Below are 25,205 nucleotides of genomic sequence, written 5' to 3' on the forward strand. Positions count from 1 at the left end.
GGGCAGCACACGAGATGGGGCTGGCCAACGTCAGCCACATCGAGGACGGCTTCAAGGGCTGGAAGGAGTCCGGCGGGCCGGTGGCGGAGAAGGAGTGATGCTCTCCGACGAGCAGGCGATGATCCGCGACATGGCGCGGACTTTCGCGCAAGAGCGGCTGGCCCCCGGCGCCCGCGCCCGCGAGAAGGCCGGCGCCATCGAGCCCGAGATTGTCGCCGAGCTTGCCGAGCTGGGCTTTCTGGGCATGACCATCGACCCGGACTGGGGGGGCGCGGGGGCGGACTATGTCTCCTACGCGCTGGCGATGATCGAGATCGCCGCGGGCGACGGCTCGGTCTCGACCATGGTCTCGGTGCACAACGCGCCGGTCTGTGCCGTGCTCGACCGCTTCGCCAGCCCCGAGCAGAAGGAGCGCTGGCTGCGCCCGCTGGCCGAGGGCCGCCAGGTCGGCTCGTTCGCGCTGACCGAGCCGCAGGCGGGCTCGGATGCCTCCAACCTCAAGACCCGGGCGACCCGGACCAATGACGGCTATGTCGTCAACGGATCGAAGCAGTTCATCTCATCGGCCCGGATCGGCAAGACCACCGTCATCTTCGCCGTCACCGACCCCGACAGGGGCAAGAAGGGCATCTCCTGCTTCGTCGTGGCCAACGACACGCCCGGGTTCAGCGTGGTCAAGGTCGAGGAGAAGCTGGGTCAGAAGGCCTCCGACTCCTGCGCGCTGGCCTTCGAGGACATGAAGGTCCCCTTCGACGACCTGATCGGCGAGGAGGGGCAGGGCTATGCCATCGCGCTCTCCTCGCTCGAGGCGGGGCGCATCGGCATCGCTGCCCAGGCCACCGGCCTCGCCCAGGCCGCCTTCGAGCGGGCGCTGGCCTATGCCAGGGAGCGCACCGCCTTCGGCGGGCCGATCTTCGAGCTGCAGGCCGTGCAGTTTCGGCTGAGCGAGATGGCGACGCAGCTGGAAGCCGCGCGTCAGCTGGTGCTGAACGCCGCACGGATGAAGGACGCCGGCCAGCCCTGCCTCAAGGAGGCCTGCATGGCCAAGCTCTACTGCGCCGAGGCCGCCGAGCGGATCACCTCGGAGGCGATCCAGGTGCTGGGCGGCTATGGCTACCTCGCCGATTACGAGGTCGAGCGCATGTACCGCGACCAGAAGGTCTGCCAGATCTACGAGGGCACCAACGACATCCAGAAGCTGATCATCGCCCGGCAACTGGCCGGATAAGGGGTGTCCACATTTGGACGCGATCTAAGCCATTGAAAATATGTCGATATCGATTCGGACGTGTTTTATGGTTAACGGACGGAAGGCTCAATCCTGCCGGCCGAGGACGAGCGGCCGGGCGGCCAGATAGAGCACGGCGCCGTTGAGCAGGTGCCACAGGAAATGCGTGCCCAGCGGAAAGGCCTGGCAAACCGTGGGGTCGATGGTCCGGAAGGTCAAAGAGACCGCCAGCACCGCACCCGCGGCCAGCAGGTCGTAGCGGCCCGGCCGTGCGGCTCTGGCGTGGAAGACGCCGATGGCCACGAGGATCACCAGCGCCGGCAGGTAGTCCACCGAGCCGTTGAGGACGCGCGGCAGCGCGCCGGCCGCCAGCGCCAGTGCCAGGTATGCGCCGACAGCGGCGGCTGAGGGCGCGCGCGGCCACCCCATGATGTGTCGCGCATACAGCCACAGCCAGACCAACTGGAACAGCAGGATCGGGACCACGTCGGCCAGCATCGCGCTGCGCGTCGCCAGGGTGTGGAAGGCGAAGCTGCCCGCGCCGATGGCCACGGTGAGGAAGACCAGCAGGCCGATGCCCGGCGAGAGCGCGCCCTCGCGCCGCGCCAGCCGCCACATGGCCCAGGCGGCGAGAAGGAAGGCGATATTGGTCAGCGCATTGACCGGCTCGGCCCAGAAGGCGGGACCGGTGCGCTCGCAATAGATGTCGATCACCCGCCCACGGCCCTCACAGCCTGTTGCGCTTGTTGCGCAGCATCCGGCCGCACTTGTGCCGGCAGGTCGCCAGGCTGTCGGCCTTCCAGGCGGCCGCGTAGTGGCTGGCGAAGGGCTCATCGAGCAGAATGTTCTCGAGCGGCCGGTTGCGGATGTTGTAGCGCTCGGGCCCCAGCCCGTGTGCGGCGAAGAACGCCTGCTCCTCGTCCGAGCCGGTCACCCAGCAGCAGGCCGAGACCTGGCCGTGCGCCGAGATGTAGGGCCGGTTGTAGGCCGCCGACTTGCAGTCGATCCCGTTGATGCCGGGATGCGCCGTCTCGGGCTCGGCGTCGGGGTCCTCGACGAACTCGATGCCGTCGCCGGCGCGACGGAACTGGCGCGCCTTGACCGTGGGCAGCTCGAGGAACCGCTCCTCGCCGCCGGGCATGACATACCGATATTTCGGGCCACCCGAGAAGCGGATGGTGTCGATCAGCGTGAACTGGGCGAAGCCCATCTCGCGGCTCAGCCGGAACGCCTCGTCGATCTGGTGCTGGTTGTGGCGGAAGATGATGAAGTGCCACTCGGCCCGGGCGCCGGTGGCGATGTAGGCCCGCGCATTCTGCATGATCCGGTCGAAGCGGGTGTTAACGCGGTAGAGGGGGTTGGTGTCGGCCAGACCGTCCACGTGCAGCTCGAGCCTTGAGCCCGTGCGCTTCATCGCCTCGCCCAGCCGCGTCCACCAGCGCGGCGGCCTGAGCCCGCCATTGGTGGAGACCGCCAGCCGCACGCCGCGCGCGGTCAGGTGCTCGGCGATCTGCAACAGTTCGGAGGCCGCCAGCGGGTCGCCATAGGCGCCGCCGAACACGATCTCCTCGGTTCGGGCGCAGAATTCGTCGGTGAAATGGGTGCGGAAGTCGTCGAGCCCGAGCTCGACGTTGAACACCTTGGTGCGGTCCGGGCGGCAGAAGTTCAGCGCGTCGGTGCGTGGGCACATCGGGCAACCGGCATTGCACTTGTCGGTCAGCTCGACGTGGAAGATATAGGGGCGCCGGGCGCTGAACATGGCGGTGTCTTTCATGCGGCGCACCCTAGCCCGAGCGCGGGCGCGCGACCAGTGGGCGGCGGGATATCCGCCGCGGGCGGCGCCTCAGACGGCGTGCGGGCTGGTGGTGGCGAGGCGGTGCATGTACATGCCGACGGCCATCGCGGCGCAAAAGATCAGCGCCTCGATGTTCCCCGTGGCCAGAGCCGTGAGCGCCGGGCCGGGACAGAAACCGACCAGCCCCCAGCCGGCGCCGAACAGCGCCGCTCCGCCCAGCAGGCGGCCGTCGATGCCGCCGGCCGGGCGGCCGGGAAAGCTGCCGCCGAAGACAGGCGCGCGGCGTGCCGCGGCGAACCGCCAGGCCAGCGCCATGGGAACCAGTGCGCCCGCCATGACGAAGCCGAGCGTCGGGTCCCAGCCGCCGGTCGGGATGGCGGCGAGGTCGAGAAAGCCCAGCACGCGCGCCGGGTTGACCATATCGGAGACGATCAGGCCCAGCGCGAACAGGGCGCCGGTGACAAGGGCAGTCACGAAGCGCATGTCAGCCCGCCCCCGCGCCGTGGCGGACGGCGTAGACCACCGCCGCGGCGAGCGCCATGAAAACGGCGGTCGCAGCCAGCGAGCGGGGCGAGAGCCGCGACATCCCGCACACGCCGTGGCCGGAGGTGCAGCCGCCGCCGAGCCGGGTGCCGAAGCCGACCAGCAGGCCGCCGATCATCAGCAAAGGCGCCGAGTTCGTGATGGTGATCGTCGGCGGCCCCGCAAACACCTCATAGAGCGCAGCGGCCCCCAGCATGCCGACGAGGAAGGGGCCGGTCTCGGGCAGGTTCCGACCCGCGAGCGCACTGCCAAGGATGCCGCTGATCCCCGCGATGCGGCCATTTCCGATCAGCAGAATCGCCGAGGCGGTGCCGATCATCAGGCCGGCGGCGAGGCCGAATATCCACGCCTGCTCCATGTGTGGTTTCCCCGATTGCCGTCCCGTACGGCGGCGTCGACCGCCAGGGCACAAATGGGTGTGCGCGAAGATATCGCAAGATCTCCCTTCAATGTTGTCACAGGGTGGGGCGAATTTCCCAATGTCGCTGGCGCGACGCCGCAATCCTTTCCCAGTGCGACGTTTCCGTGCGCGATGGCGCGCCGGCTTTGCCCGAGAAGGGGGCCCAATTCGGACCATGCTGGCGGAGCGACATGATGAGCGAGACGCATACCCACAAGCTGCTCGACGGCCGGCGCGCGGCGGCCGAGATTCTGGAGGGCGTGGCGCGCGGGACGGCCGAGCTGGCCGAGCAAGGCTGGGCGCCCCGGCTGATCTCGGTGACCGTGGGCGATGCCGAGGCGGTGGCCGTCTATGTGCGCAACCAGCGCCGCCGTGCCGAGGCCGCGGGGATCGCCTTCGAGGAGCGGACCTTCCCCGCCGATGTCTCCCGGGCCGAGATCGTCGCGGCGCTAAGGGCCATGAACTCGGACCCGCGCGTGACCGGGGTGATCATCCAGCGGCCAGTGCCCGACCACCTGTCGATCCGGGATTTGCAGATGACCATCCATCCGCTCAAGGACGTGGAGGGGATGCATCCCGCCTCGATCGGCAACATCGTCTACAACGACCTCGATCTGGCGCCCTGCACCGCACTGGCCTCGGTGGAGCTTTTGAAGCGCACGCCGCTGGGGCTCAAGGGGCTCGAGGTGGTAGTGATCGGCCATTCCGAGATCGTGGGCAAGCCGATCGCCTTCATGCTGATGGCCGAGGGGGCGACCGTGACCGTGTGCCACCACATGACGCGGAATTTGGCCACCCACTCGCGCCGCGCCGATGCGGTGTTCGTGGCGGTGGGCAAGCCCGGGCTGGTCACGGGGCAGATGATCAAGCCCGGCGCGGTGGTGATCGACATCGGCATCAACCAGGTCGAGGGCGGCATCGTGGGCGACGCCGATTTCGAGAGCTGCGCCGAGGTGGCCGGCTGGATCACGCCGGTGCCCGGCGGGGTCGGGCCGGTGACGGTGGCGATCCTGATGCGCAATGCGGTGATCGCCGCGCGGCGCCAGAAGGCGCATTACGACAAGGCGTTCAACGCCGACGATTTTGCGGCCTGAGGCGCGGGCCGCTGCCCGTGTCCACGCGTGGACATGGGGTCAAGTCGTTGATATGCAATGCAGATCACACTTGTGATGGTTCGGCGGGTGGGTGTAAAGCACCCACCGTCGCTCGCTCCCCGCGACTGCACTTTGCAACCGAATGGCCCCGGCCCCGAGCCGGGGCCTCCTTCACCGCCGGATAGGTGGTCCCGGGTCGAGCCCGGGACCCATGGAGCGGTCGGTGCGGTGGTGCACGCGCCGGCCACCGCGGATCACACGTGTGATCCGCCTTTCAGGCCAATGGGTTAACTGCGTGGGCACGCGTGCCCACATTACGCCGCCCGCGCCGGCGGGAAGGCGGCCAGCTCGCGCGGGCGGGGGCCGGAGAAGGTGGTGCGGTGCAGGAGCCGCCGCTGGCCCTGGTAGTCGTTCACCGCGTAGTGCTGGGTGAACAGGTTGTCCCAGATCGCCACCGCGCCGGCGCTCCAGCGGACGCGGCAACAGAATTCAGGCCGGGTGGCGTGGCGCTGCACCTGCTCGAGGATCGCGCGGCTGTCGGCCTCGCTCATGCCGTCGAGGCGGGTCACGTAGGTCGTGTTGAGGAACAGCGCGGCGCGGCCCGTCAACGGGTTGCGCAGCACCGCGGGGTGCGCCCGCTCGGTATCGGCGCTCGGGTCGCCCCGGCTCATGACCATCGAGGCGGTGGCCCGCTTCTCGGGCGGCGGCGCCCATTTCACCCCGTAGGGCTTGCCCACATGGATGCCGTCGCGCGAGGCGAGCAGATCCTGGAGCGGGGCGGGCAGCGCCTCCCAGGCGGCGGCCTGGCTGGCCCAGACGGTATCGCCGCCATAGGCGGGGATCACCTCGGCGGCGAGGATCGAGCCGGCGGGCGGCGTCTCAAGGAAGCTGAAGTCGGTGTGCCAGTCGCCGCCGAACACGCCGCCTTGCTCGTGCGCCTCCTTGAGCACGCGGATCACCTCGGGCTCGCCCGCGAGCGGCTCGACATAGGGCAGCCGCATCGGCTGGCCGAAGGCGCGGGTCAGCGCCTTGAGGTGCTCGATGCCGAGGTGCTGGTCGCGCAGGAAGATCACCTGATGGCGGGCCAGTGCCTCACGCAGCTCGCCCGCGAGGCCGGGCGAGACCGGCTGCTTCAGGTCGACGCCCTCGATCTCGGCGCCGATGTTTCCGGTGACGGGTCGGATGGTGAGCATGCTTGCCTCTTCAGCTGGCGTAGTCCGAGCCCTCGACGTCCAGGATGGCGCGGAGCTCGGCGAGGTGGCGGTCGGCCTGTCCGGGGTAGCTCTCGATCTCGGAGGCCGTCTTCTCGGCGACGTCGTCGGACAGAAGGCGCAGGGGGCGGCCGGTCCAGAGCGCCTTGATATAGGTCTCGGCGGCACGCTCGAAGTAGTAGAGCCGGTTGAAGGTCTCGGCAACCGTGGCACCGATCACCATGATGCCGTGGTTGCCCATCACCAGCACCTTCTTGGCGGGGTCGGCGAGAAGGGTGCAGCAGCGCTCGGCCTCCTGCTCGAAGGCGAGGCCGCCGTAGGAGTCGTCGATCGCGACGCGATTGAAGAAGATGGCGCTGTTCTGGTCGATCGGCGGGAGCCGCGAGTCGGCGAGGCTGGCCAACACGGTGGCGTGGACCGAATGCACGTGCATGGCGCAGCGGGCGTGGCCGCAGCGCCGGTGCAGCGTGCCGTGCAGGCCCCAGGCGGTGGGGTCGGGGGCGTCCGGACGCTCCATGGTCGCCGGGTCGTCGGCGTCGATCAGCAAGAGATCCGAAGCGCGGATGCGGGCGAAATGCACCTGGTTGGGGTTCATCAGGAACTTGCGCCCGTCTTCGCTGACCGACAGCGAGAAATGGTTGGCCACCGCCTCGTGCATGTTCAGCCGGGCAGTCCAGCGGAAGGCGGCGGCGAGGTCGGCGCGCTCGGCCCAGTGGGCCAGGTTCGGGCGGGTGTCGCGGGCGGCGAGGGTCATGGCGGGCTCCAAGGGGTCAGGTGACGTCATAGCGCGGGAGACGGCGGGGGTCGGCCTTCGCCTCGGCCACCCAGCGCTGCACAGCCGGGTGGGCGAGGAGCTGCTCGAGATAGTGACTGACGCCGTCGGCAGGCAGGGCGTATTCGTGGAAGCGCAAGGCCACCGGGGCGTAGAAGGCGTCTGCCACCGAGAATCGGTCGCCGCAGAGCCAGGGACCGCCGGTGGCGGTCAGCGCCCAGGCCCAGAGCTGGCGCACCCGGGCCGCGTCCACCGCGGTCGCTTCGGTAAGGTCGCGCAGCGGCGCGGGCGTGCGGTGGATGTTCATCGGGCAGTTCGAGCGCAGCGCGGCGAGGCCCGAATGAATTTCGGCGGCGAGGCTGCGGGCGATGGCGCGATGCCAGGGGTCGGCGGGCCAGTGGCCGGCGCCGGCGTGACGCTCGGCCAGCGTCTCGGCGATGGCCAGCGTGTCCCAGACCCTGCGGGTGGCGCCGGGCTCATCCCATTCCAGCAGGGGCACGCTACGGACCGGCGACTTGGCCTTGCGGAAGGCGTCGAAGGCCGGGTCGTACATGGGCACGGGCCGGTCCTCGAAGGGCAGGTCGAAAGCGGCGAGCAGCAGCCAGCCGCGCAGGGACCAGCTGGAGTAGGCCTTGTCGCCTGTGTAGATGCGGTACATCGGGGCGCCCGGCTTGCCGCGGAGACTCGGTGCGGGAGATTTGCAGCAAGCGGGTCGCGTGGCAACCGGTCCCTAGCGGTGGGCGTCCTCGCCGGCGTGGCGAGGGCGATGAAAAAGCGGCGTCAGGATGGGCCGCACCAGGATCGCCAGCCAATTGGGAGCTCAAAGACCGGAGACGTGAGTGCGCGTATCTCGGTCGCAGCCGCGAGTCCTCGATCGCTGGCGCACCCGTTTTCCGTATCGATCGATCCGCTGCCCGGGCTGCGCTACGGTCACGTTCGATCGTACAGTCCTAAATATCTCCGATTTTCAGTTAAAAGATGTGGAACACTTCTGGGCACAACTCTTGGTTGTGTCGAATTCATAATTAGATCCAAATATTGCCAAAAACTTTTCGGAAGATCGGTGCGTCGCGCTCGCAGCGCGGTCGCGTCGAGTTCTTAGCGTGTGTACCGAGGGACGGTCCGCCGTTCCTTGAACGGAGGCGAAGATGAGTGGACTTTACAAGCGCCAGGGTGCTGGCGGGATGACTACCGACGAAGAGATGTGGGCCGGTTTGGATCGGGGCGATCCGTCAATCATCGACGATGACGATGTTCCCGTTGAGCGGCGGATCCGCACGATCCTTTTCATTTACACCGCGATCCTCTGCGTCGGTGTGATGTTTCTGGTGCACTGAGCCAGCAGCCGGCGCTCGATCCGACGGCCCCCGCGCGGCCATCGGCCCGCGTCAGGCGACGCGGTTCGGCGGCTCGCTGCCGTCGAAGAAGGCCCTGAGGTTCTCGAGCACCGTCATGCCCATCGCCTCGCGTGTCTCGGTGGTGGCACTGCCGAGATGCGGCAGGAGCGTGACGTTTCGCGTGCGGCGCAGGGCCTCGGTCACCTGGGGCTCGCGCTCGAAGACGTCGAGCCCGGCGCCGGCTATGGTGCCCTTGTCCAGCGCCTCGATCAGCGCCGCCTCGTCGATCAGGTCGCCGCGGGCGGAGTTGATGAGATAGGCGGTGGGCTTCATCAGCGAGAGGCGTTCGGCGTTGATCAGGTGCACGTTCTCGCCGCCGCCCGGGGCGTGCAGCGAGACGAAATCGGCAACGCGCAGGACGTCCTCGACGGTGCCGAGCTGGCGCGCGGGCACGCCGGGGTTCTCGACCGGAAAGGCGTCGTGGAACACCACCTCCATGCCGAGCGCCAGGTGGCAGCGCTTGGCCATCGCCTTGCCGATGCGGCCCATGCCGATGATGCCCAGCACCTTGCCCTGGGGCGATGTGCCGAGCAGCTGGGTGGGCCGCCAGCCGGTCCATTCGCCGGCGCGGAGCATGGATTCCCCTTCCCAGGCGCGGCGTGAGGCGGCGAGGAGCAACGTCAGCGCGATGTCCGCGGTGGCGTCGGTGAGCACGCCGGGGGTGTTGGTCACGACCAGCCCGGCGCGCTTGGCCGCCGCGATGTCGATGTTGTTGAAGCCCACCCCAAACTGGCCTAGCATCTTCGCCCGCTTGGGCGCGGCGAGGACGCCCGCATCCACCTTGTCCGTCACGGTGGGGCAGACGGCGTCGTACTCGTCGAGCGCGGCGCGCAGCTGGTCGGCGGTCATGGGCGCGTCGGCCTCGTTCAGCGTGACGTCGAACAGGGTCTTCAGCTCGGCCTCGACGCGCTCGGGCCATTTACGGGTGCAGATCACGCGCGGCTTGGTCATCCGGTGCTCTCCTTCGGCTGGCTTTCGTCCCGCGTGCGCCCGGAGCCCGGCCGCCGCGCATCGGTGGGGCGCATACCATAGTGTTTCTGGTAGGCCATAGCGAAATGCGAGCTGGACGAGAACCCGGTCAGGACGCCGATCTCGAGCGTGGAGAGATTGGTGTAGAGCAGGAGATCGCGGGCCTTCTCGAGCCTCAGCCCGCGGTAGAACTGGGCCGGCGAGGCGTCGAGATGGGCGCGGAACATCCGCTCCATGCGGCGCAGGCGCAGGCCGGAGAGCGCGGCGATCTGCTCCATGCCCAGCGGCGTCTCGACGTTTGCCAGCATGAGGCGCACGGCGTGCTGCAGGGGCGAGGGCAGGGTTTCGAGCCGGTCCAGCGCGCCGGAGCGCTGGTGGATCGCCGCGTTCCTGATGCGGTCGATCTGAAACTGGTTCGCCACGGCACGCGAAAGCGCCGGGCCATGGTCGCGGCCGATCAGCTCGAGCATCATGTCCATCCCCGCCACGCCGCCGGAGCCGGTCCAGCGGTCACGGTCGATGACGAAGAGCCCCGGCGAGGTGTCGAGGTCGGGGAAGGCCTCGTCAAAGGCGGGCTGGAACTCCCAGTGGATCGTGGAGCGATAGCCCTCGAGCAGCCCCGCGCGGGCCAGGATGAAGCTGCCCGAGGAGAGCGAGCCGAGGACAAGGCCCGCGCGCGCGCACTGGTGCAGCGCGGCGTGCAGGCGCTGGCGGCCCGGCGGATCGTGGTCGAGGCCGGCGCAGACGAAGAGGTAGTCGGTCTCGGCGGCCGACGCTGAAATTTCCGGCAGGCCGCCGGCAACATTCACCGCCATGCCGTTCGAGGCAGCGATCGCCTCGCCATCGGCGCTGTAGAAGCGCCAGGCGTACCAGGTCCGGCCGAGAAGGCGGTTGGCGGCGCGCAGCGGCTCGACGGCGCTGACCACGCTGAGCATGGAGAAATCGCGGATCAGCAGGAAGGCGATCGTGGTCGCGCGATCCGTGTCGGGGCGTGCCATCATTGGTCGGGACTGTCGTGTTTTTGACTGCGGAGGCGACAATCGCCCGAGACCATGCGGGCGTCAACATCTGACGAACAATACCCGGAGGAGCGGATGCCAGCGGAGGAAGGTCGAGCGCGCGGCGGACGGCGCCGGACACGGCGCGAAGGTGGGGGAATCCCGCAGCTGGCCTGGCGGCGGGTGACGAATCCGTGGCCGCGCATGGAGATCCTGGCGCCGGAGCAGCTGGAGGCGATCCACGACGCCTCTATGCGAATCCTCGAGGAGATGGGCATCGAGCTGATGCACGCCGGAGCCTGCGAGCGGCTGGCCCGTGTGGGCGCCACGTGGGACCGCAGCACGATGACGGTGCGGATGGACCGGGGCATGGTGGCCGAGTGGGTGGCGAAGGCGCCCGGCTCCGCCACGCTGACGCCACGCAACCCGGCACGCCGGGTGCATCTGGGCGGGCGCGACCTGGTGACGACGCTGGTGGCGGGTCCGCCGGCGGTGCACGACCGGGTGCGGGGGCGGCGCAGTTCGAACCTCGAGGACTATCGCAACTTCATCCGGCTGACGCAGCATTTCAACGCGGTGCACATGATCGGCAACCAGGTGGCAGCCCCGGTCGAGATGCCGGCGAACTCGCGCCACCTCGATTGCTATCTGGCCAACCTGACACTGAGCGACCGCAGCTATCACTGCACCTCGATCGGGCGGGGCAGGGCGCTCGACGGCATCCAGATGATGGCGATCGCGCGGGGCGTCTCACTCGAGCAGATGGTCGAGGACCCCGGGGTCACGACGATCATCTCGGTCAACTCGCCGCGGCGCTTCGACGAGGCGATGGCCGAGGGGCTGATGACGCAGGCGGAGTACGGCCAGCCGATCTCGGTGACGCCGTTCACGCTGATGGGCGCGATGACGCCGGTGACGCTGGCTGCGGCGCTGGCGCAGCAGAACGCCGAGGCGCTGTTCGGCATCGTCCTGGCGCAGGTGGTGCGCGCCGGGACGCCGGTGCTCTACGGCTCGTTCCTGTCCAATGTGGACATGCGCTCGGGGGCGCCGGCGTTCGGGACACCCGAGCACACCAAGGCGGCGGTGGCCTCGGGGCAACTGGCGCGGCGCTATGGGCTGCCCTATCGCTGCTCGCCCGGGACGGCCTCGGTGGCGGCGGACGAGCAGGCGGTCTGGGAGAGCCTGATGTCCATGTGGGGCTGCATCCTGGGCGGCGTGAACCTGCTTTACCACGCCGCCGGATGGCTCGAGGGCGGGCTGTGCGCCTCCTACGAAAAATTCGTGATGGACGTGGAGCTTTTGCAGCATCTGTTCGAGGTCCTGCGCCCGATCGAGGTGACGGAGGCATCGCTGGGGCTCGAGGCCATCGCCCGGGTCCCCACGGGCGGACATTTTTTTGGCGACGCGCATACGATCGAGCGCTACGAGACGGCATTCTACCGGCCATTCCTGAGCGATTGGCGCAACTGGCAGGTCTGGGCCGAGGAGGGCGAGAGGACGGCGCGTGAGCGCGCCACGGCCAAGTGGCAGCAGGCGCTGGCCGAGTACGAGGAACCGGCGATGGATCCGGGCACGCGCGAGGCGCTGGAGGATTACGTGGCGCGGCGCAAGAGTGAAATCGGCAGCGACGAGCCCTGAGACGCGCCCCGACGTGGTTTCGCAAGGCCGCCGCCCGGACGCCGGGCCTTCAGGTGGGCCCGGTCGCGTGCTGCAGGACCGTTTTGCGATGAGAATGCATCGATGCGCCGCCAGTGGCGTCGTGCCGCCCGCGGGCCGTTCAGAACGACCGCCGATTGCTGTCCTGGATGCGCCGCGGCAGGCGCATCCACGTCGTTCCAACCAGTGCCCTCGTTCCCCCGCGGCCGACTTTGCCGGCCGGCGGCTCGAGGACGGCTTGACGCTTGCGCCGCCGTGAGCGTCGCATTTAACCGTTGCTTGCCGCCGGCCAGCGGGTCAAATTGAGCCGCGACAAAAACACGTCTCTCGGGAGGACCAGGTGACATGTCTGACGAACTGAAGGATCTCAGCTTTCGGGTAGCCCGGGGGCTCATGAGCCGGCGCGACTTCATGGGACGCGCCGCAGCGCTGGGCGTGGCCGCGCCCTTCGCCTCGCAACTTCTTGCAACCGCGGCCCAAGCCGCGCCGGTCAGGGGCGGGCACTTCATCTCCGGGCTCAGCGGCGGGTCGTCCTCGGATACGCTGGACCCTGCGCTGTCGGCCAGCGTGGTGATGCAGAACGTCAATTTCTTCTGGGGAGAGTGCCTGGTCCTGCCCAACCCGAAGACCGGCATCGCCGGGCCCTGGCTGGCGGAAAGCTGGGATGCCTCCAAAGATGCCAAGAAATGGGCCTTCAAGATCCGCAAGGGCGTCACCTTCTCGAACGGCAAGCCGCTGACGGTGGACGACGTCGTGGCGACGCTCCACCGCCATTCGCAGCCGAGTTCGAAATCGGGCGCGCTGGGCATTCTCAAGACCATCGGGCAGACCTTCAAGAAGGACGGCGACAACCTTGTGTTCGAGCTGGAGGCCGGCAACGCTGACCTGCCGTACCTATTGTCGGACTACCACCTGATCATCCAGCCGAACGGGGGCATGGACAAACCGGCGGCCGGCATCGGCACCGGCGCCTACAAGATGGAGTCGAACGAGCCGGGCGTGCGGCACGTCGCCTCCCGCCGCAAGGACTACTGGCGCTCGGACTGGGGCTACTACGACTCGGTCGAGGTGCTCGACATCAGCGATGCCACGGCGCGCGTTGCGGCCCTGACCTCGGGAAAGGTGCTCGCAATCAACCGGGTCGATCCCAAGACCATCGACCTGCTCAAGCGGGCGCCGACGGTGAAGATCGACAACGTCGCCGGGCGCGGGTTCTATTGCTTCAACGCGATGGTCGACAAAAAGCCGTTCGACAACAATGACCTGCGGCTGGCACTGAAATACGCGTTGAACCGTGAGGAGCTGTTGAGCACGATCCTGCGCGGCTATGGTTCGCTGGGCAACGACTTCCCGATCAACGCCGCCTACCCGTTGTTCCCCGATTCCATCCCGCAGCGGCACATGGATATCGACAAGGCCAAGTTCCATTACAAGAAGTCCGGCCATGATGGTACGCCGATAACGCTCAGGACCTCAAACGCGGCCTTCCCCGGCGCCGAGGACGCGGCGGTGCTGTACCAGCAGAGCTGCACCAAGGCCGGGATTCCGCTGGTGATCAAGCGCGAGCCGGCCGACGGCTACTGGTCGAACGTGTGGAACGTGAAGCCCTTCTCCTCGTCATACTGGGGCGGGCGGCCGACGCAGGACCAGATGTACACGGTGGCGTATTTCTCGACGGCGGACTGGAACGACACGCACTGGAGGCGGCCGAAGTTCGACAAGCTGCTGCTCGAGGCGCGTGCCGAGCTCGACAAGAAGCGGCGCAAGGAGATCTACACCCAGATGGCGACGATGTTGCGCAACCAGGGTGGGGTAATCGTGCCGATGTTCAACGACTTCGTCGATGCGTCGACCAAGAAGCTCGAGGGGGTCGTCACGGACCCGACCTTCGAGACCGGGAACTTCCTGTGGAGTTGCCGCACCTGGCTGGCCAAGTAACGCCGAATCGGGCGGCGGATCACCCGCCGCCCCCGGCCGGCCTTGGGGGAATGGCATGGCTTCAGGAAAATATCGGATGAATCCGGCGCTGCGGCTGGTGTTGCAGCGGATACTCATCGGATTTCTGTTGATTCTGGCGATCTCGGCGCTGCTGTTCATCGGGGTCGCGCTGCTGCCCGGCGACTTCGCACGCAACTTCCTGGGGCAGAGCGCCACGCCGGAAGCGGTGGCCAACATCCGGCAGGAGCTGGGCCTCAACCGACCCTTGCTGGTGCGCTATTTTCAGTGGCTGGGCGGGGTGCTGCACGGCGACTTTGGACGAAGCTGGGCGAACCACTCGAGCGTCAACGAGCAGCTGTTCACCCGGTTCAACAACACGCTGTTCCTGGCCACCGTCGCGGCCTGTTTCGCGGTGCCGATCTCGGTGGGGCTCGGAATGCTGGCGGTGTTCTTTCGCGAGCGGCTGCCGGACCGGCTGATCAACATCCTCTCGCTTGCCGCGATCTCGATGCCGGAGTTCTTCATCGGCTATCTGTTCATCTTCTTCTTCGCGCTGCAGGTCGGCATCGGCTCGGGACCGCCGATCATCCCGACCCAGCCGGTCTGGTCGTGGGCGAACGTGCAACTTGTTGCACTGCCGGCGGCGACCCTGGTCGTGGTGGTCCTGGCTCACATGATGCGGATGACGCGTGCCGCCATCATCAACATCATGGAGTCGGCCTATATCGAGACGGCCGAGCTGAAGGGCCTCAAGCCCATGCGCATCATCCGCAAGCACGCGGCGCCGAATGCCATCGCGCCCATCATCAACGTGGTCGCGCTGAATCTCGCCTATCTGGTGGTCGGCGTCGTCGTGGTCGAGGTGATCTATGCCTATCCCGGCATGGGACAGTACTTCGTCGACGCGGTGACCGTGCGCGACATGCCGGTTGTGCAGGCCTGCGGCGTGGTCTTCGCCGCCGTCTACATTGTCCTCAACATGCTGGCCGACGTTGGTGCGATCCTCGCCAACCCGCGGCTGCTGCATCCGAGATAGCGCCATGGCGGCTTTTGTTCCCGCCTATTTTGTCGTGCTGCTCATCGGGGCCGGCCTGACCCGCCATTGGCGCCACCGCGACGGGTTCGTGGCACTCGTGGTGCTGCTGGTGATCTCGGCGGCGACGGAGGCGATCTGGGGACGCCCGGCGATTGTCGGCCTCGCGGTCATTCTCGCCGCATTCGCTGGGGCGGCGCTGCTGGGCTTCCTGTTCCGGACCCTGATGGTGACCGTGCTCCCAACCAATGCTGCACGGTTCATGAGGACGGCGCCCCTGACCGCCTCCTTCGGCATGTTCGTCGTCGTCGTGATCCTGTTCCTGGCGATCTTCGCGAATTTTGTCGCGCCCTATGGCGAGCGCCAGATCGTCGGCGATGTGTGGCAGGCGCCCAGCGCCCAGTTTCTGCTGGGCACCGACAACCTGGGGCGCGACATGCTTTCGCGGCTGATCTACGGCGCACAAACGACGATCGCGGTGGCGCTGGCCGCGAGCGTCACAGCCTTTTCGATCGGCATGTTCCTGAGCTTCACGGCAGCGACCGTGGGCGGCTGGTTCGACCAGATCTCCAGCCGGCTTGAAGACATGCTGATGGCGATTCCGACGCTGATCTTCGCCCTCGTCGTGCTGGCGGCACTGCCGCAGAATGTGTTCGTTCTGGTGGCCGTGATGGCGATCATCGACCAGACCCGGGTCTTCCGGCTGGGCCGCGCCGTGGCCATGGATATCGTCGTGCAGGACTTCGTCGAGGCCGCCCGCCTGCGCGGCGAACGCTGGAGCTGGATCATCGTGCGCGAGGTCCTGCCGAACGTCCTGACCCCGCTGATCGCGGAGTTTGGGCTGCGTCTGACCTTCGCGGTCCTGTTCCTCTCGACGCTGTCGTTCCTTGGCCTGGGGATCCAGCCGCCGGCCGCTGACTGGGGCGGCATGGTCAAGGACAACAAGGACGGAATCATCTTCCTGGTGCCGGCGGCGCTCTATCCGGGCGGGGCCATCGCGCTCATGGCCGTCAGCGTCAACATGGTGGTCGACTGGCTGCTGCGCCGAACGTCGAGCCTGAGAGGAGGTCGGGGCGCATGAGCAAGCTGCTGGAGGTGCGCGACCTGTGGATCGAGGCGACCGTCTACCCGCCGGGCGACGATCCCTTCGACATCGATATCGTCAAGGGGGTGAGCTTCGATCTCGAGAAAGGCAAGGTGATCGGTCTGATCGGCGAGTCCGGAGCCGGCAAGTCCACCATTGGCCTGGCCGCCCTGGCCTATGGCCGCTCGGGTGTACGCATCACCGGGGGCGAGGTGCGACTCGACGGCGACGACATCCTCAAGCTGAGCCGCGAGGGCATCCGTGATACGCGCGGGCGGCGCGTGTGCTATGTGGCGCAGTCGGCCGCCGCCGGCTTCAATCCGGCGCACCGGCTGGGAGACCAGGTGATCGAGGCCGCCGTGCGCCAAGGCATCATGGGCCGGGCCGAGGCGATGGAGCGCGCGCGGTACCTGTTTGGCGTGCTTGGGCTTCCCGACCCGGATAATTTCGGCAATCGCTTCCCGCACCAGGTCTCAGGGGGCCAGCTGCAGCGGGCGATGACTGCGATGGCGCTCTGTCCGAAGCCTGACCTGATCGTCTTCGACGAGCCGACGACGGCCTTGGACGTCACGACCCAGCTCGACGTGTTGGCAGCCATCAAGCACGCCATCGAGGAAACCGGCGTGGGCGCGATCTACATCACCCACGACCTTGCCGTGGTCGCCCAGATCTCGGACCAAATCATGGTGCTGCGCTATGGCGAGACCGTGGAGTACGGCTCGGTGCAGCAGATCATCGAGGAGCCGGGCGAGGATTACACCCGGCAGCTCCTCTCGATCCGCTCCGACGTCAAGCCCGAGGCCGAAAATCAGGAACAGGCGCTGCTCCGGCTCGAGCGGATCAGCGCCTCATACGGGCAAGTGCCAGTGCTCTATGACGTGTCGATGCACGTGCCACCCGGCCAGACGCTGGCGGTGGTCGGAGAGTCCGGCTCGGGCAAATCGACAACAGCGCGGGTGATCACCGGTCTGCTGCCGCCGACGTCCGGTCGCGTGCTGTTCGAGGGCGAGGCGTTGCCTCCGGCTCTGCCGCAGCGCTCGAAGGAGCAGCTTCGGCAGGTCCAGATGATCTATCAGATGCCCGACACAGCGATGAATCCGCGCCAGACGGTCGAGCAGATCATAGGCCGGCCGCTGCGGTTCTATTTCGGCCTGCGCGGCCGGGAACGGCGCAAGCGCGTGATGGAGCTGCTCGATCAGATCGAGATGGGAAAGGGATTCATCGATCGCTATCCGGCCGAGCTGTCGGGCGGCCAGAAGCAACGTGTCTGCGTCGCCCGCGCGCTGGCCGCCGAGCCCCGTCTGGTGATCTGCGACGAGCCGACCTCGGCGCTCGATCCGCTGGTGGCCGAGGGCGTGCTGAAGCTGCTGATGAACCTGCAGAAGGAAACCGGCGTCACCTACGTGTTCATCACCCACGACATCGCCACGGTCCGCGCCATCGCGGACTCCATCGCGGTCATGTACCAGGGCAAGGTCGTGCGTTTCGGCCCCAAGTCGAAAGTTCTGAGCCCGCCTTTCGACGACTACACCGATCTGCTGCTCAAGTCGGTGCCCGAGATGGAGCTCGGCTGGCTCGAGCGCGCGCTCGAGGAGCGGCGCATGGTCTCCGCCGGGCACTGAAGCCGATCTTGCGAAGGGGCGGCTCGTCTGGGTGGCGGGCCTCAGCCTCGGTGCATAGGCACCGTCTGCGCCTTGGCGGCCCAAGGCTGGCTGAGATCGGTCAGCGACAGCTCGAGGCACTCGACATCCACGGCCACCTCAGCATCGCCGGCCATGGTCAGCGTGAGCTTGCCGGAGGGGCCGTCGCCTTGCCGGAACAGCAGGGCGAGCAGTTCGAACACCTGTTCCCCGTCGCGGGGGTCGAGGCCGCGGGCGCGCACCTTGAGCGCACCTTCGACGCTGAGCGCGGTTCGGACGCGCTCGCAGGCGGACGGGCCCGACGGGTCTCCGATGTGGTTTTCCCAGCGGAAGCGATTCAGAAGCACCACCAGGCGGCGCTTCTTCGGCAGCCAGTGGACCTCGGCGGCCTTGCCGACGGCGTCCTGCACCAGGCTCGAGATCACCGCCAGGTCCTCCTCGCTTTCGGCGCGCAGCCTGAGGGGGCGTTCGGAGTAGTTGGCGTCCTCGAAGCGGGCGTCTGTCATGTCTCAAGCCTCCCTGATACGCTCGATCCGAGCGCCGCAGGCCCCGAGCTTTTCCTCGATCCGCTCGTATCCCCGGTCGAGGTGGTAGACCCGGCTGATCACCGTCTCGCCCTCGGCGGCAAGTCCCGCCAGGACAAGGCCCACCGAGGCGCGCAGGTCGGTTGCCATGACCGGTGCGCCGCGCAGCGCCTCGACGCCGTGGACATGGGCGGTTCCGCCATGCACCTCGATATGCGCGCCCATGCGGGCGAGTTCGGGCACATGCATGAAGCGGTTCTCGAATATGTGCTCCTCGATCTTGCTATCGCCGGTGGCCAGGGTCAGCAAGGCCATCATTTGCGCCTGGAGGTCGGTGGGGAACCCTGGATAGGGTTCCGTGCCCAGGCTCAGCGGACGGATAACTCCGTTGCGGCGCCGCACGCGCAGACCGCCCTCGGCGTCCTCCACGGCGATGTCCGCTTCCTCCAGCTTCTCGATCAGGGCGCCGATGAGGTCGCGGCGCCCTCCCTTCAGCGTGATCTCGCCGCCCGCAATGGCGGGGGCGATCATGTAGGTGCCAAGCTCCACCCGGTCGGCCAGCACGCGGTGAGTCGTGCCACCGAGACTGTCCACTCCCTCGACGGTGATCTCAGGCGTGCCCGCGCCGTCGATGCGTGCGCCCATCGCCGTGAGACAGCGGGCGAGGTCGATGATCTCCGGTTCGCGGGCGGCGTTGCGGATGGTGCTGGTCCCCTTCGCCAGGGTTGCCGCCATCAACACGTTTTCCGTGGCCCCCACCGAGACCAGGGGAAACTCGATCTCGGCGCCGGTCAGCCTGTTCGGGGCGCTGGCCTCGACATAGCCGTCGACCAGGTCGAGCCGGGCGCCCAGCTTTTCGAGCCCCATCAGGTGCAGGTCGACGGGGCGGGCGCCGATGGCGCAACCGCCAGGCAGCGAAACGCGCGCATGCCCCTCGCGCGCCAGCATCGGCCCGAGCACGAGGATCGAGGCCCGCATCTTGCGTACGATGTCGTAATGCGCCGTTTGGCTGGTGATTGCCCCGGCGTTCAGCGCCAGGACGCGGCCCTGGGAGAGGCTGGCGAACTCGCACCCCAGCGAGGTGAGCAAGTCGGCCATGGTACGGATGTCGGCGAGCCGGGGGGCGTTGGTCAGCGTCAGCGGCTGGTTCGTCAGCAGCGCCGCCGGCATCAAGGTGAGGCAAGCGTTCTTCGAGCCTGATACCTCGATCTCACCGTTGAGCGGCCGGCCGCCCTGAATCGCGATCTTGTCCATTTGCCGCCCGCGCCCTCTCCGGTTCAGTTCTCGTCGCACTCGCGTGCCGGGCTGCGCTTTGCGCCGCCGTCCCGCTCGGCCCGCGCCCGTGCCTGGGCCTTCCGGCGGCGCAGGTTCTGGCGCAGCGCCTCGGCGAGGCGCGCGGCCTTGTCGTCGTGCTGCGAGCCGGACCGGCCATCATTCTTGCCCATGGTTCGCCCGATGTAATGATCCGGGCGCCCGCAGTCCAGAATATGCACCTCGAATACCCTTGCATTCCGGAAACGATCGGTTATCTCTCGGCGCCGCGCCGCAACCGTTCGGCACGGCTTCTGGCGCTGCCGTAGCTCAGTGGTAGAGCACTCCCTTGGTAAGGGAGAGGTCGTCAGTTCAATCCTGACCGGCAGCACCACATAACCCGAGAAAAGAGAATGGATATTCGCCCTCTGCGCGGCGGGTGGCAATTCCGTGGCACGCGGTTTTCGGGCAAATACCCGTGTCAGCTTGCCTCGGCATTGCGGTGTTGTCCCAAGCATTGGGCGGACGATGCCTCCGGCGGCCCCGGCGCGTGCTTTGTCGGGCCGGCGAATGGGGGAGCGGTCACTCTTCTGCCCGCATCAGGCCGCGCAGCGTCTCCGGCTCTCGCAGCACCAGCACACCGCCGCGCTTGTCCACAAGCCCGGCCTTATGGAGCGCACTCATCTCGCGCGAGACGGCCTCCCGATGCGCGCCAATGCGCGAGGCAAGCTCGAAATGGGTCGGGGCGGGGCGGATCACTGCCTGGCCACGTTCTATGCCGGCCGCGGTCCCCAGGCGTAGCAGTTCGCGCAGCAGCCGATGGCGCATGGGCAGCGTGGTCAGCTCGAAAACGCGCTCGGTCAGCTTTCTGATCTGGGCTGTCAGGTGCTGGAGGAGCGCCGAGGTGAATGCCGGATGGGTCTCGATCAGCTCGCGGAACGCCGCTTCGGAGAGCCGGGCGAGCCTTACCGGGGTCAGGGCCTCGACCGTGGCCGAGCGCGGCGCCCCATCGATCGCGGCCAGTTCGCCAACGACATCTCCGGGCGCCGCATCGCTGTAGTCGACCGCGCGCCCCGTGTCGGAGTAGAGCGTGGCGCGCAGACGTCCCTCTAGAACGAAGAATACGTCCCGGTCCTGCTCCTGGTGCGAGATGATCGGCTGCCCTTCACGGTAGTTGGCATAGGTGAAATGCGACTCCACGACCGCCCGGTCCTCCGGGGAGAGGCGATCTAGGATATCCAGGATTGTCCCGCCTTTGCCTTCCTCGGACATTTCTTGCCTCCGCGCACAGGATCGAGCCAACAAGCCGCCACTGTCTGGCCGCTTACATTATCGCTCGGGACGCATTCTCGATAGCGCGGAGGAGAATTTGTGGCCCTGGAACCGGCAATGCGGTTGAATTCCGCTGACGAATTCACGGCGGCGCCGTTCGGTCCAGCGCCGTCTCGCTGATGGTAAGCGAAGGCTCGGCTGATAATATCCGCCCCAGCCGAGGCTGGGGCGGACATACCCGCAAATGGGTACTGGAACTGCTCCCAACCGACCGATATCTGGGCGGATGGTGAGAAGGGGGGGGCCGCCGCAAATTCCGCCTCGGCAAGGAGTGGTGCGATGAATAGGGGATCACGGTAAAGAAAGCGTAAAGGCAGCTGTGGATTCTGCATCGCCGGGCTGTGAGCCTTCGATTTAAACTTTAGAAATGCGTTCCACCAACGCGGCAGCGCAGAGACTTTTGCTTGTGACAGGGATCGGCTAGGCTTCCTGCGGAAGCGGATTCCATTCAGCGGAGATTCGGGTGGCAGAGGCCAAGGCGAAATCGACCGGCCAGGTACGATCGCTGACTCGTGCGCTCTCTCTCTTGCAGCACCTCGCGCAGAGCGGGGACGGCCTTTCCCTGACGGATCTGTCGGAGGTCTCGGGGCTGCCGCCATCCACGACGCACCGTCTTCTCACGACCCTTGAAGCCGAGCGGTTCGTTCGACCCGATTCACAGGCCGGGGTGTGGCGAATCGGCGTGGCGGCATTCTTCGTGGGCAGCGCGTTTGCGCGCAACCGCGACAAGCTGACCGTGGCGCGGCCGTATCTGCGGCGCCTGATGGAGATGTCGGGCGAGACCGCGAACCTGTTTGTCGCGAGCGATGGCGAGGCGGTCTGCGTCGGCCAGATCGAGTCCCGCCATGCCATGCGGGCGATTACCGGCGTGGGGGGGCGCGTCTCCATGCATTCGTCCGGGGCGGGCAAGGCGCTGCTTGCATACATGGAGCCGGGCGAGCGGGAGCGCGTGATTCAGGAGTTGAAGCTCACCCGGGAAACCCAGCGAACGATCACCGATATCGAACGGCTGAGGCGCGACCTCGACGCGACAGTTGGGCGCGGTTTTGCCGTCGATGATGAAGAGCACGCCTTGGGCCTGCGTTGTGTCGCGGCGCCTGTGTTCGGCGAATTCGGCTGGGCCGTGGCAGCCGTGTCGGTTTCGGGCCCCAGCGCACGAATTCCCGTCGAACGATTGCCGGCGCTCGGCCGCATGACAACTCAGGCGGCACTTGAAGCAACGAGAGATTTCGGCGGATCCGCCCCGACTGCGGGCGCATGAGCCGCTCTCCGCGCTCGACGGGCTGGACGGCGCAACCGGGCTTTGTTATACGCCCTGACACCCGATTTCGGGGTGGTGATCCGGCGTAGCTCAGCGGTAGAGCAGCGGACTGTTAATCCGTTGGTCGTAGGTTCGAATCCTACCGCCGGAGCCAACAAGATCGAGCAACTGCTCGGCAGGTTCAGGAGTCATTGCGAAAGCGCGGGCGAGAGGCCCGAACAGGTCGAGCGGATCTGTATCGTTGCATGTCTGCGGATCAGGGCTCGAGATCGGCCTCAGCGATGACAACCTCGTAGCCCCACAGCTTGCGCATCTGGTCCAGGACGGCCTCGCGTGCGTCCGGGTCGAGAGGCACGCCTTGGCGCCGCACATGGCGCAACTCGAGCCGGCGGTCTCCGAGCATGTCGACGTCGACGATCTGGATGTCGGGGTCCGTGACCGAGACGTCGTAGCTCTCGGCCAGGACGTCCCTGACCAAGCGATAGCCGCGCTCGTCGTGAATGCCGCTGACCGTGAAATAGGAGTCGTCCTCCTCATCGGTGAGGGTGAACATGCGAAAGCGCCGCATCGCTTCCGGGCTGAGGAACTGCTGCACGAAGCTTTCGTCCCGATAGTTGGCCCAGGCCTCCTTCAGCACCGTGCGCCAGTCGCCCGAGCCTGCGTATTCGGGAAACCAGTCGCGATCCTCCTCGGTCGGCTCCTCCGATATACGGCGGATGTCCTGCATCATCGCGAAGCCCAGGGCATAAGGATTGATGCCGCTGAAGCGGGGATCGTCGAAATCGGGCTGGGTGATCACGTTGGTGTGGTTGTGCAGGATCTCCAGCATGGCCCCGTCGCTCAGCAGGCCCTGCTTGTGTAACGCATTGACGATATAGAAATGCACGAAGCAGGCGCAGCCCTCGTTCATCACCTTGGTCTGGCGCTGCGGGTAGAAGTACTGTCCGATGATCCGGACGATCCGGAGGATCTCTCTTTGCCAGGTCTTGAGGATCGGGCTGTGCTTTTCGAGAAAATAGAGGAGGTTCTCCTCCGGCAGCTTCATCTCGCGCCGGCGTTCACGCGCCTCCTGGTCGCCTTCGGGCGATCGGCGGGTGGCCTCGAACACGTCATAGAGGTAATGCGCGCTGCGCTCCCGCTCGGCGCGGCGCTCGCGGGCGCGCCGCTGCTCGTCGCGCAGCGACAGGCGCGTCGGCCGGCGGTTGCGGAAGACACTCGAGGACATCAGCGCGTGGGCCGCATCGAGCACACGCTCGACTTCTGACGCGCCGTACCGCTCCTCGCAGCGGGCGATATACCGTCGGGCGAACTCGAGGTAGTCGAGAATGCCGTCGGCGTCGCTCCACTGGCGGAACAGATGGTTGTTCTTGAAAAAGTGGTTGTGGCCGAAAGCGGCGTGGGCGATCACCAACGCCTGCAGCGCCATCGAATTGTCCTCGAGACAGTAGCTGATGCAGGGATTCGAGTTGATGACGATCTCGTAGGCCAGTCCCTGCGCCCCCTTGCGATACAGCCGCTCGTGGTAGAGGAAGTGCTTGCCGAACGACCAATGCCGGTACATTAGCGGCATTCCGATGGACGAATAGGCATCGAGCATCTGCTCGGACGAGATCATCTCGATCTGGTTGGTGTAGACTTCGAGGCCGAGATCCTCGAGCGCCACCCGCTCGATCGCGTCGTAGGTCCGGCGGATCGTATCGAAGTTCCAGTCCGCTCCTTCGAAAAGTGGCCGGGCCTTGCGCAGGGCGTTAGACATGGGCGGCCTCGGGCTTGCGGGAGAACAGCTCGCGGAACACCGGGTATATGTCGGCGGGCCGCGCGATGCGTTTCATGGCGAAATTCGGCCAGCCGGCGGCGACCTTGCGATAGGCGCGCCACAGCTCCATGCCGTTGGCCTCGCTCGATAGCAGCGGCGCCTCGTTCTCGTCGACGATCTCGATATAGGCGAAGTACTGGCAGAGCCGCATCAGCTCGCCATTGAGTAGCGCGGCACAGTTGGCGGAGTCGCCGCTGTAGTTCTCGCCGTCGGAGGCCTGGGCCGCGTAGATGTTCCACTCGGAGGCCGGGTAGCGGGCGTCGATGATCTTCTTCATCTCTCTGAGCGCCGTGCTGACCACGGTGCCCCCGGTCTCGCGCGAGTGGAAGAAGGTCTCCTCGTCCACCTCGCGGGCATTGTGGGTGTGACGCACAAAGACTAGGTCTATGCGGTCATAGCGGCGCTTCAGAAACAGATGGAGCAGAACGAAGAAGCGCTTGGCGAGGTCCTTCTCGCGCTCGCCCATGGAGGCGGAGACGTCCATCAGGCAGAACATCACCGCATTCGAGGTCGGCTCGGGCTGCTGCTGGAAGTAGTTGTAGCGCACGTCGAGCGGGTCGATGTAGGGAATCGCCTTCTGGCGGCGCAGCGCGCCCTCGAGGGCGGTGCGCAGGCTGGCGAGCTCGGCGCGCTGCGCCTCGGTCGGCTCGGACATCGTCTCGAGGGCGAAGATTCGTGCACGAAGCTCGTGCATCTCCTCGCTCTTTGGCCGCTTCAGCGCGATCCGGCGGCCAAGCGCGTTGCGCATGGTGCGGCGCACGTTGATGTTCGCTGGTGCGCCGGTGACCGAATAGCCCGCCCGCCTGGGCTTGAACGAGCGAATTTCCCTGAGACTGCGCTTCACGAGGTCGGGCAGCTCCAGGTCCTCGAAGAAAATGTCGAGGAACTCGTCGCGCGAGAGCACGAAAAGAAAGTCGTCTTCGCCTTCGCCATCGCGCGCGCCCTGACGGCCGCCGGCGCCGCCGCCGTGCTTTGGCTTCTGGATGCGGTCGCCGGCCTGGAAGCTCTTGTTTCCGGTGAAGACTCTCTCGCGTCGGCCGCCTTCAGGGGAAGGCCGGAAGCTGGGTTCGGAAATGCCGTCCGACGGGACCGAGACCTTCTTCTCGCGGTCGACATCGGCGATGCCGCGGCGGTGGACGCTCTCGTCCACCGCCTCCTTGACGGCATCCCGGACGCGTCTGACGAAGCGGCGCCTGTTGCCCAGGCTCTTATCCTTCGGGTTCAGCCGCCGGTCGATCAGATGAACCATCCTGCCCGGGCCTT

General features: G+C 67.0%; 24 protein-coding genes and 2 tRNA genes. 11 read left to right on the forward strand and 15 right to left on the reverse strand.

All coding sequences use genetic code 11. From position 1 onward, the window contains the following. Positions 1–97 precede the first annotated feature (97 nt). Positions 98–1,228 (forward strand): acyl-CoA dehydrogenase family protein, encoded by a 1,131-nt coding sequence (locus AC32QD_RS07505; protein WP_492009870.1) that lies wholly within the window; start codon positions 98–100, stop codon positions 1,226–1,228. A gap of 87 nt (positions 1,229–1,315) precedes the next feature. On the opposite strand, the gene AC32QD_RS07510 is transcribed toward AC32QD_RS07505, so the two are convergent. From AC32QD_RS07510 to AC32QD_RS07525, 4 genes are all read right to left on the reverse strand, one after another. Further along, positions 1,316–1,942, reverse strand: coding sequence for a ceramidase domain-containing protein (locus AC32QD_RS07510; RefSeq protein ID WP_492009871.1), 627 nt, complete (start codon positions 1,940–1,942; stop codon positions 1,316–1,318). Between the two features lie 13 nt (positions 1,943–1,955). Next, a complete protein-coding gene (locus tag AC32QD_RS07515; RefSeq protein WP_492009872.1) occupies positions 1,956–3,002 on the reverse strand; it encodes a radical SAM protein in 1,047 nt (348 codons plus the stop codon). A gap of 69 nt (positions 3,003–3,071) precedes the next feature. Continuing rightward, positions 3,072–3,506, reverse strand: a complete 435-nt coding sequence (locus AC32QD_RS07520) for a DUF6691 family protein (protein ID WP_492009873.1) — start codon at positions 3,504–3,506, stop codon at positions 3,072–3,074. A gap of 1 nt (position 3,507) precedes the next feature. Next, a complete protein-coding gene (locus AC32QD_RS07525) occupies positions 3,508–3,924 on the reverse strand; it encodes a YeeE/YedE family protein (RefSeq protein ID WP_492009874.1) in 417 nt (138 codons plus the stop codon). Positions 3,925–4,160: 236 nt separating this feature from the next. Here AC32QD_RS07525 and AC32QD_RS07530 point away from each other — a divergent pair, with 236 nt between their 5' ends. Then, positions 4,161–5,060, forward strand: a complete 900-nt coding sequence (locus tag AC32QD_RS07530) for a bifunctional 5,10-methylenetetrahydrofolate dehydrogenase/5,10-methenyltetrahydrofolate cyclohydrolase (RefSeq protein ID WP_492009875.1) — start codon at positions 4,161–4,163, stop codon at positions 5,058–5,060. A gap of 314 nt (positions 5,061–5,374) precedes the next feature. Here AC32QD_RS07530 and AC32QD_RS07535 read toward each other — a convergent pair whose 3' ends face one another. Genes AC32QD_RS07535 through AC32QD_RS07545 form a run of 3 tightly spaced genes read right to left on the reverse strand, consistent with a single transcriptional unit; the run spans position 5,375 to position 7,701 of the window. Then, positions 5,375–6,253 carry a TauD/TfdA dioxygenase family protein gene (locus AC32QD_RS07535; RefSeq protein ID WP_492009876.1) on the reverse strand — a complete coding sequence of 293 codons (879 nt, stop codon included), beginning with the start codon at positions 6,251–6,253 and terminating at the stop codon, positions 5,375–5,377. 10 nt (positions 6,254–6,263) lie between these two features. Then, the gene (locus AC32QD_RS07540) at positions 6,264–7,025 is read right to left on the reverse strand and encodes a class II aldolase and adducin N-terminal domain-containing protein (protein ID WP_492009877.1); all 762 of its coding nucleotides are present in this window, start codon (positions 7,023–7,025) and stop codon (positions 6,264–6,266) included. Positions 7,026–7,041: 16 nt separating this feature from the next. Beyond that, positions 7,042–7,701, reverse strand: a complete 660-nt coding sequence (locus AC32QD_RS07545) for a glutathione S-transferase (protein ID WP_492009878.1) — start codon at positions 7,699–7,701, stop codon at positions 7,042–7,044. Positions 7,702–8,191: 490 nt separating this feature from the next. Here AC32QD_RS07545 and AC32QD_RS07550 point away from each other — a divergent pair, with 490 nt between their 5' ends. Next, positions 8,192–8,380, forward strand: coding sequence for a hypothetical protein (locus AC32QD_RS07550; RefSeq protein ID WP_492009879.1), 189 nt, complete (start codon positions 8,192–8,194; stop codon positions 8,378–8,380). Positions 8,381–8,431: 51 nt separating this feature from the next. Here the strand turns inward: AC32QD_RS07550 and AC32QD_RS07555 are convergent, their stop codons facing one another. Together AC32QD_RS07555 and AC32QD_RS07560 are read right to left on the reverse strand one after the other, a co-directional pair. Then, entirely contained in the window at positions 8,432–9,391 is a 960-nt protein-coding gene (locus AC32QD_RS07555; protein WP_492009880.1) for a 2-hydroxyacid dehydrogenase, read from the reverse strand. Then, positions 9,388–10,410 (reverse strand): GlxA family transcriptional regulator, encoded by a 1,023-nt coding sequence (locus AC32QD_RS07560; protein WP_492009881.1) that lies wholly within the window; start codon positions 10,408–10,410, stop codon positions 9,388–9,390. Before AC32QD_RS07560 ends, AC32QD_RS07555 begins: the two co-directional genes overlap by 4 nt. A gap of 93 nt (positions 10,411–10,503) precedes the next feature. Here AC32QD_RS07560 and AC32QD_RS07565 point away from each other — a divergent pair, with 93 nt between their 5' ends. From AC32QD_RS07565 to AC32QD_RS07585, 5 genes are all read left to right on the forward strand, one after another. Next, positions 10,504–12,045 carry a trimethylamine methyltransferase family protein gene (locus AC32QD_RS07565; protein ID WP_492009882.1) on the forward strand — a complete coding sequence of 514 codons (1,542 nt, stop codon included), beginning with the start codon at positions 10,504–10,506 and terminating at the stop codon, positions 12,043–12,045. A 363-nt stretch (positions 12,046–12,408) separates the two neighbouring features. After that, positions 12,409–14,001, forward strand: a complete 1,593-nt coding sequence (locus tag AC32QD_RS07570; protein ID WP_492009883.1) for an ABC transporter substrate-binding protein — start codon at positions 12,409–12,411, stop codon at positions 13,999–14,001. A 76-nt stretch (positions 14,002–14,077) separates the two neighbouring features. Further along, entirely contained in the window at positions 14,078–15,037 is a 960-nt protein-coding gene (locus AC32QD_RS07575; protein WP_492009884.1) for an ABC transporter permease, read from the forward strand. A gap of 259 nt (positions 15,038–15,296) precedes the next feature. Further along, positions 15,297–16,115: an ABC transporter permease gene (locus AC32QD_RS07580; protein WP_492009933.1), complete on the forward strand. Its 819-nt coding sequence runs from the start codon at positions 15,297–15,299 to the stop codon at positions 16,113–16,115. Beyond that, entirely contained in the window at positions 16,112–17,740 is a 1,629-nt protein-coding gene (locus AC32QD_RS07585) for an ABC transporter ATP-binding protein (RefSeq protein ID WP_492009885.1), read from the forward strand. The genes AC32QD_RS07580 and AC32QD_RS07585 overlap by 4 nt, the downstream gene beginning before the upstream one ends. A 41-nt stretch (positions 17,741–17,781) precedes the next feature. On the opposite strand, the gene AC32QD_RS07590 is transcribed toward AC32QD_RS07585, so the two are convergent. From AC32QD_RS07590 to AC32QD_RS07600, 3 genes are read right to left on the reverse strand one after another with little or no spacing between them, the layout of a single operon-like run. After that, entirely contained in the window at positions 17,782–18,264 is a 483-nt protein-coding gene (locus AC32QD_RS07590; protein ID WP_492009886.1) for a DUF2948 family protein, read from the reverse strand. 3 nt (positions 18,265–18,267) lie between these two features. Then, complete coding sequence (gene murA / locus AC32QD_RS07595) at positions 18,268–19,536, reverse strand: UDP-N-acetylglucosamine 1-carboxyvinyltransferase (protein ID WP_492009887.1); 1,269 nt, start codon at positions 19,534–19,536, stop codon at positions 18,268–18,270. A 23-nt stretch (positions 19,537–19,559) separates the two neighbouring features. Beyond that, positions 19,560–19,727 carry a hypothetical protein gene (locus tag AC32QD_RS07600; RefSeq protein ID WP_492009888.1) on the reverse strand — a complete coding sequence of 56 codons (168 nt, stop codon included), beginning with the start codon at positions 19,725–19,727 and terminating at the stop codon, positions 19,560–19,562. Between the two features lie 125 nt (positions 19,728–19,852). On the opposite strand from AC32QD_RS07600, the gene AC32QD_RS07605 reads away from it, so the two are divergent. Continuing rightward, positions 19,853–19,927: transfer RNA gene (locus AC32QD_RS07605), tRNA-Thr, on the forward strand. 188 nt (positions 19,928–20,115) lie between these two features. Here AC32QD_RS07605 and AC32QD_RS07610 read toward each other — a convergent pair. Continuing rightward, positions 20,116–20,805: a Crp/Fnr family transcriptional regulator gene (locus AC32QD_RS07610; protein WP_492009889.1), complete on the reverse strand. Its 690-nt coding sequence runs from the start codon at positions 20,803–20,805 to the stop codon at positions 20,116–20,118. A gap of 523 nt (positions 20,806–21,328) precedes the next feature. Between AC32QD_RS07610 and AC32QD_RS07615 the strand changes: the two genes are divergently transcribed. Both AC32QD_RS07615 and AC32QD_RS07620 read left to right on the forward strand, forming a co-directional pair. Then, positions 21,329–22,126 carry an IclR family transcriptional regulator gene (locus tag AC32QD_RS07615; protein WP_492009890.1) on the forward strand — a complete coding sequence of 266 codons (798 nt, stop codon included), beginning with the start codon at positions 21,329–21,331 and terminating at the stop codon, positions 22,124–22,126. A 79-nt stretch (positions 22,127–22,205) separates the two neighbouring features. Further along, positions 22,206–22,280, forward strand: a tRNA-Asn gene (locus AC32QD_RS07620). Between the two features lie 102 nt (positions 22,281–22,382). On the opposite strand, the gene AC32QD_RS07625 is transcribed toward AC32QD_RS07620, so the two are convergent. Further along, positions 22,383–23,882, reverse strand: coding sequence for a SpoVR family protein (locus AC32QD_RS07625; protein WP_492009891.1), 1,500 nt, complete (start codon positions 23,880–23,882; stop codon positions 22,383–22,385). After that, positions 23,875–25,191 carry a YeaH/YhbH family protein gene (locus tag AC32QD_RS07630; protein ID WP_492009892.1) on the reverse strand — a complete coding sequence of 439 codons (1,317 nt, stop codon included), beginning with the start codon at positions 25,189–25,191 and terminating at the stop codon, positions 23,875–23,877. The genes AC32QD_RS07625 and AC32QD_RS07630 overlap by 8 nt, the downstream gene beginning before the upstream one ends. Positions 25,192–25,205: the final 14 nt, after the last annotated feature.

The organism is Thermohalobaculum sp. (genome assembly GCF_058622915.1).

Coding starts and splice junctions, on each gene's coding strand:
- AC32QD_RS07580 (WP_492009933.1), top strand. CDS start 15,297: ATGAGGACGGCGCCCCTGACCGCCTCCTTCGGCATGTTCGTCGTCGTC.
- AC32QD_RS07525 (WP_492009874.1), bottom strand. CDS start 3,924: ATGGAGCAGGCGTGGATATTCGGCCTCGCCGCCGGCCTGATGATCGGC.
- AC32QD_RS07515 (WP_492009872.1), bottom strand. CDS start 3,002: ATGAAAGACACCGCCATGTTCAGCGCCCGGCGCCCCTATATCTTCCAC.
- AC32QD_RS07585 (WP_492009885.1), top strand. CDS start 16,112: ATGAGCAAGCTGCTGGAGGTGCGCGACCTGTGGATCGAGGCGACCGTC.
- AC32QD_RS07600 (WP_492009888.1), bottom strand. CDS start 19,727: ATGGGCAAGAATGATGGCCGGTCCGGCTCGCAGCACGACGACAAGGCC.
- AC32QD_RS07625 (WP_492009891.1), bottom strand. CDS start 23,882: ATGTCTAACGCCCTGCGCAAGGCCCGGCCACTTTTCGAAGGAGCGGAC.
- AC32QD_RS07560 (WP_492009881.1), bottom strand. CDS start 10,410: ATGATGGCACGCCCCGACACGGATCGCGCGACCACGATCGCCTTCCTG.
- murA (WP_492009887.1), bottom strand. CDS start 19,536: ATGGACAAGATCGCGATTCAGGGCGGCCGGCCGCTCAACGGTGAGATC.
- AC32QD_RS07535 (WP_492009876.1), bottom strand. CDS start 6,253: ATGCTCACCATCCGACCCGTCACCGGAAACATCGGCGCCGAGATCGAG.
- AC32QD_RS07550 (WP_492009879.1), top strand. CDS start 8,192: ATGAGTGGACTTTACAAGCGCCAGGGTGCTGGCGGGATGACTACCGAC.
- AC32QD_RS07630 (WP_492009892.1), bottom strand. CDS start 25,191: ATGGTTCATCTGATCGACCGGCGGCTGAACCCGAAGGATAAGAGCCTG.
- AC32QD_RS07530 (WP_492009875.1), top strand. CDS start 4,161: ATGAGCGAGACGCATACCCACAAGCTGCTCGACGGCCGGCGCGCGGCG.
- AC32QD_RS07565 (WP_492009882.1), top strand. CDS start 10,504: ATGCCAGCGGAGGAAGGTCGAGCGCGCGGCGGACGGCGCCGGACACGG.
- AC32QD_RS07590 (WP_492009886.1), bottom strand. CDS start 18,264: ATGACAGACGCCCGCTTCGAGGACGCCAACTACTCCGAACGCCCCCTC.
- AC32QD_RS07545 (WP_492009878.1), bottom strand. CDS start 7,701: ATGTACCGCATCTACACAGGCGACAAGGCCTACTCCAGCTGGTCCCTG.
- AC32QD_RS07570 (WP_492009883.1), top strand. CDS start 12,409: ATGTCTGACGAACTGAAGGATCTCAGCTTTCGGGTAGCCCGGGGGCTC.
- AC32QD_RS07610 (WP_492009889.1), bottom strand. CDS start 20,805: ATGTCCGAGGAAGGCAAAGGCGGGACAATCCTGGATATCCTAGATCGC.
- AC32QD_RS07540 (WP_492009877.1), bottom strand. CDS start 7,025: ATGACCCTCGCCGCCCGCGACACCCGCCCGAACCTGGCCCACTGGGCC.
- AC32QD_RS07575 (WP_492009884.1), top strand. CDS start 14,078: ATGAATCCGGCGCTGCGGCTGGTGTTGCAGCGGATACTCATCGGATTT.
- AC32QD_RS07505 (WP_492009870.1), top strand. CDS start 98: ATGCTCTCCGACGAGCAGGCGATGATCCGCGACATGGCGCGGACTTTC.
- AC32QD_RS07555 (WP_492009880.1), bottom strand. CDS start 9,391: ATGACCAAGCCGCGCGTGATCTGCACCCGTAAATGGCCCGAGCGCGTC.
- AC32QD_RS07520 (WP_492009873.1), bottom strand. CDS start 3,506: ATGCGCTTCGTGACTGCCCTTGTCACCGGCGCCCTGTTCGCGCTGGGC.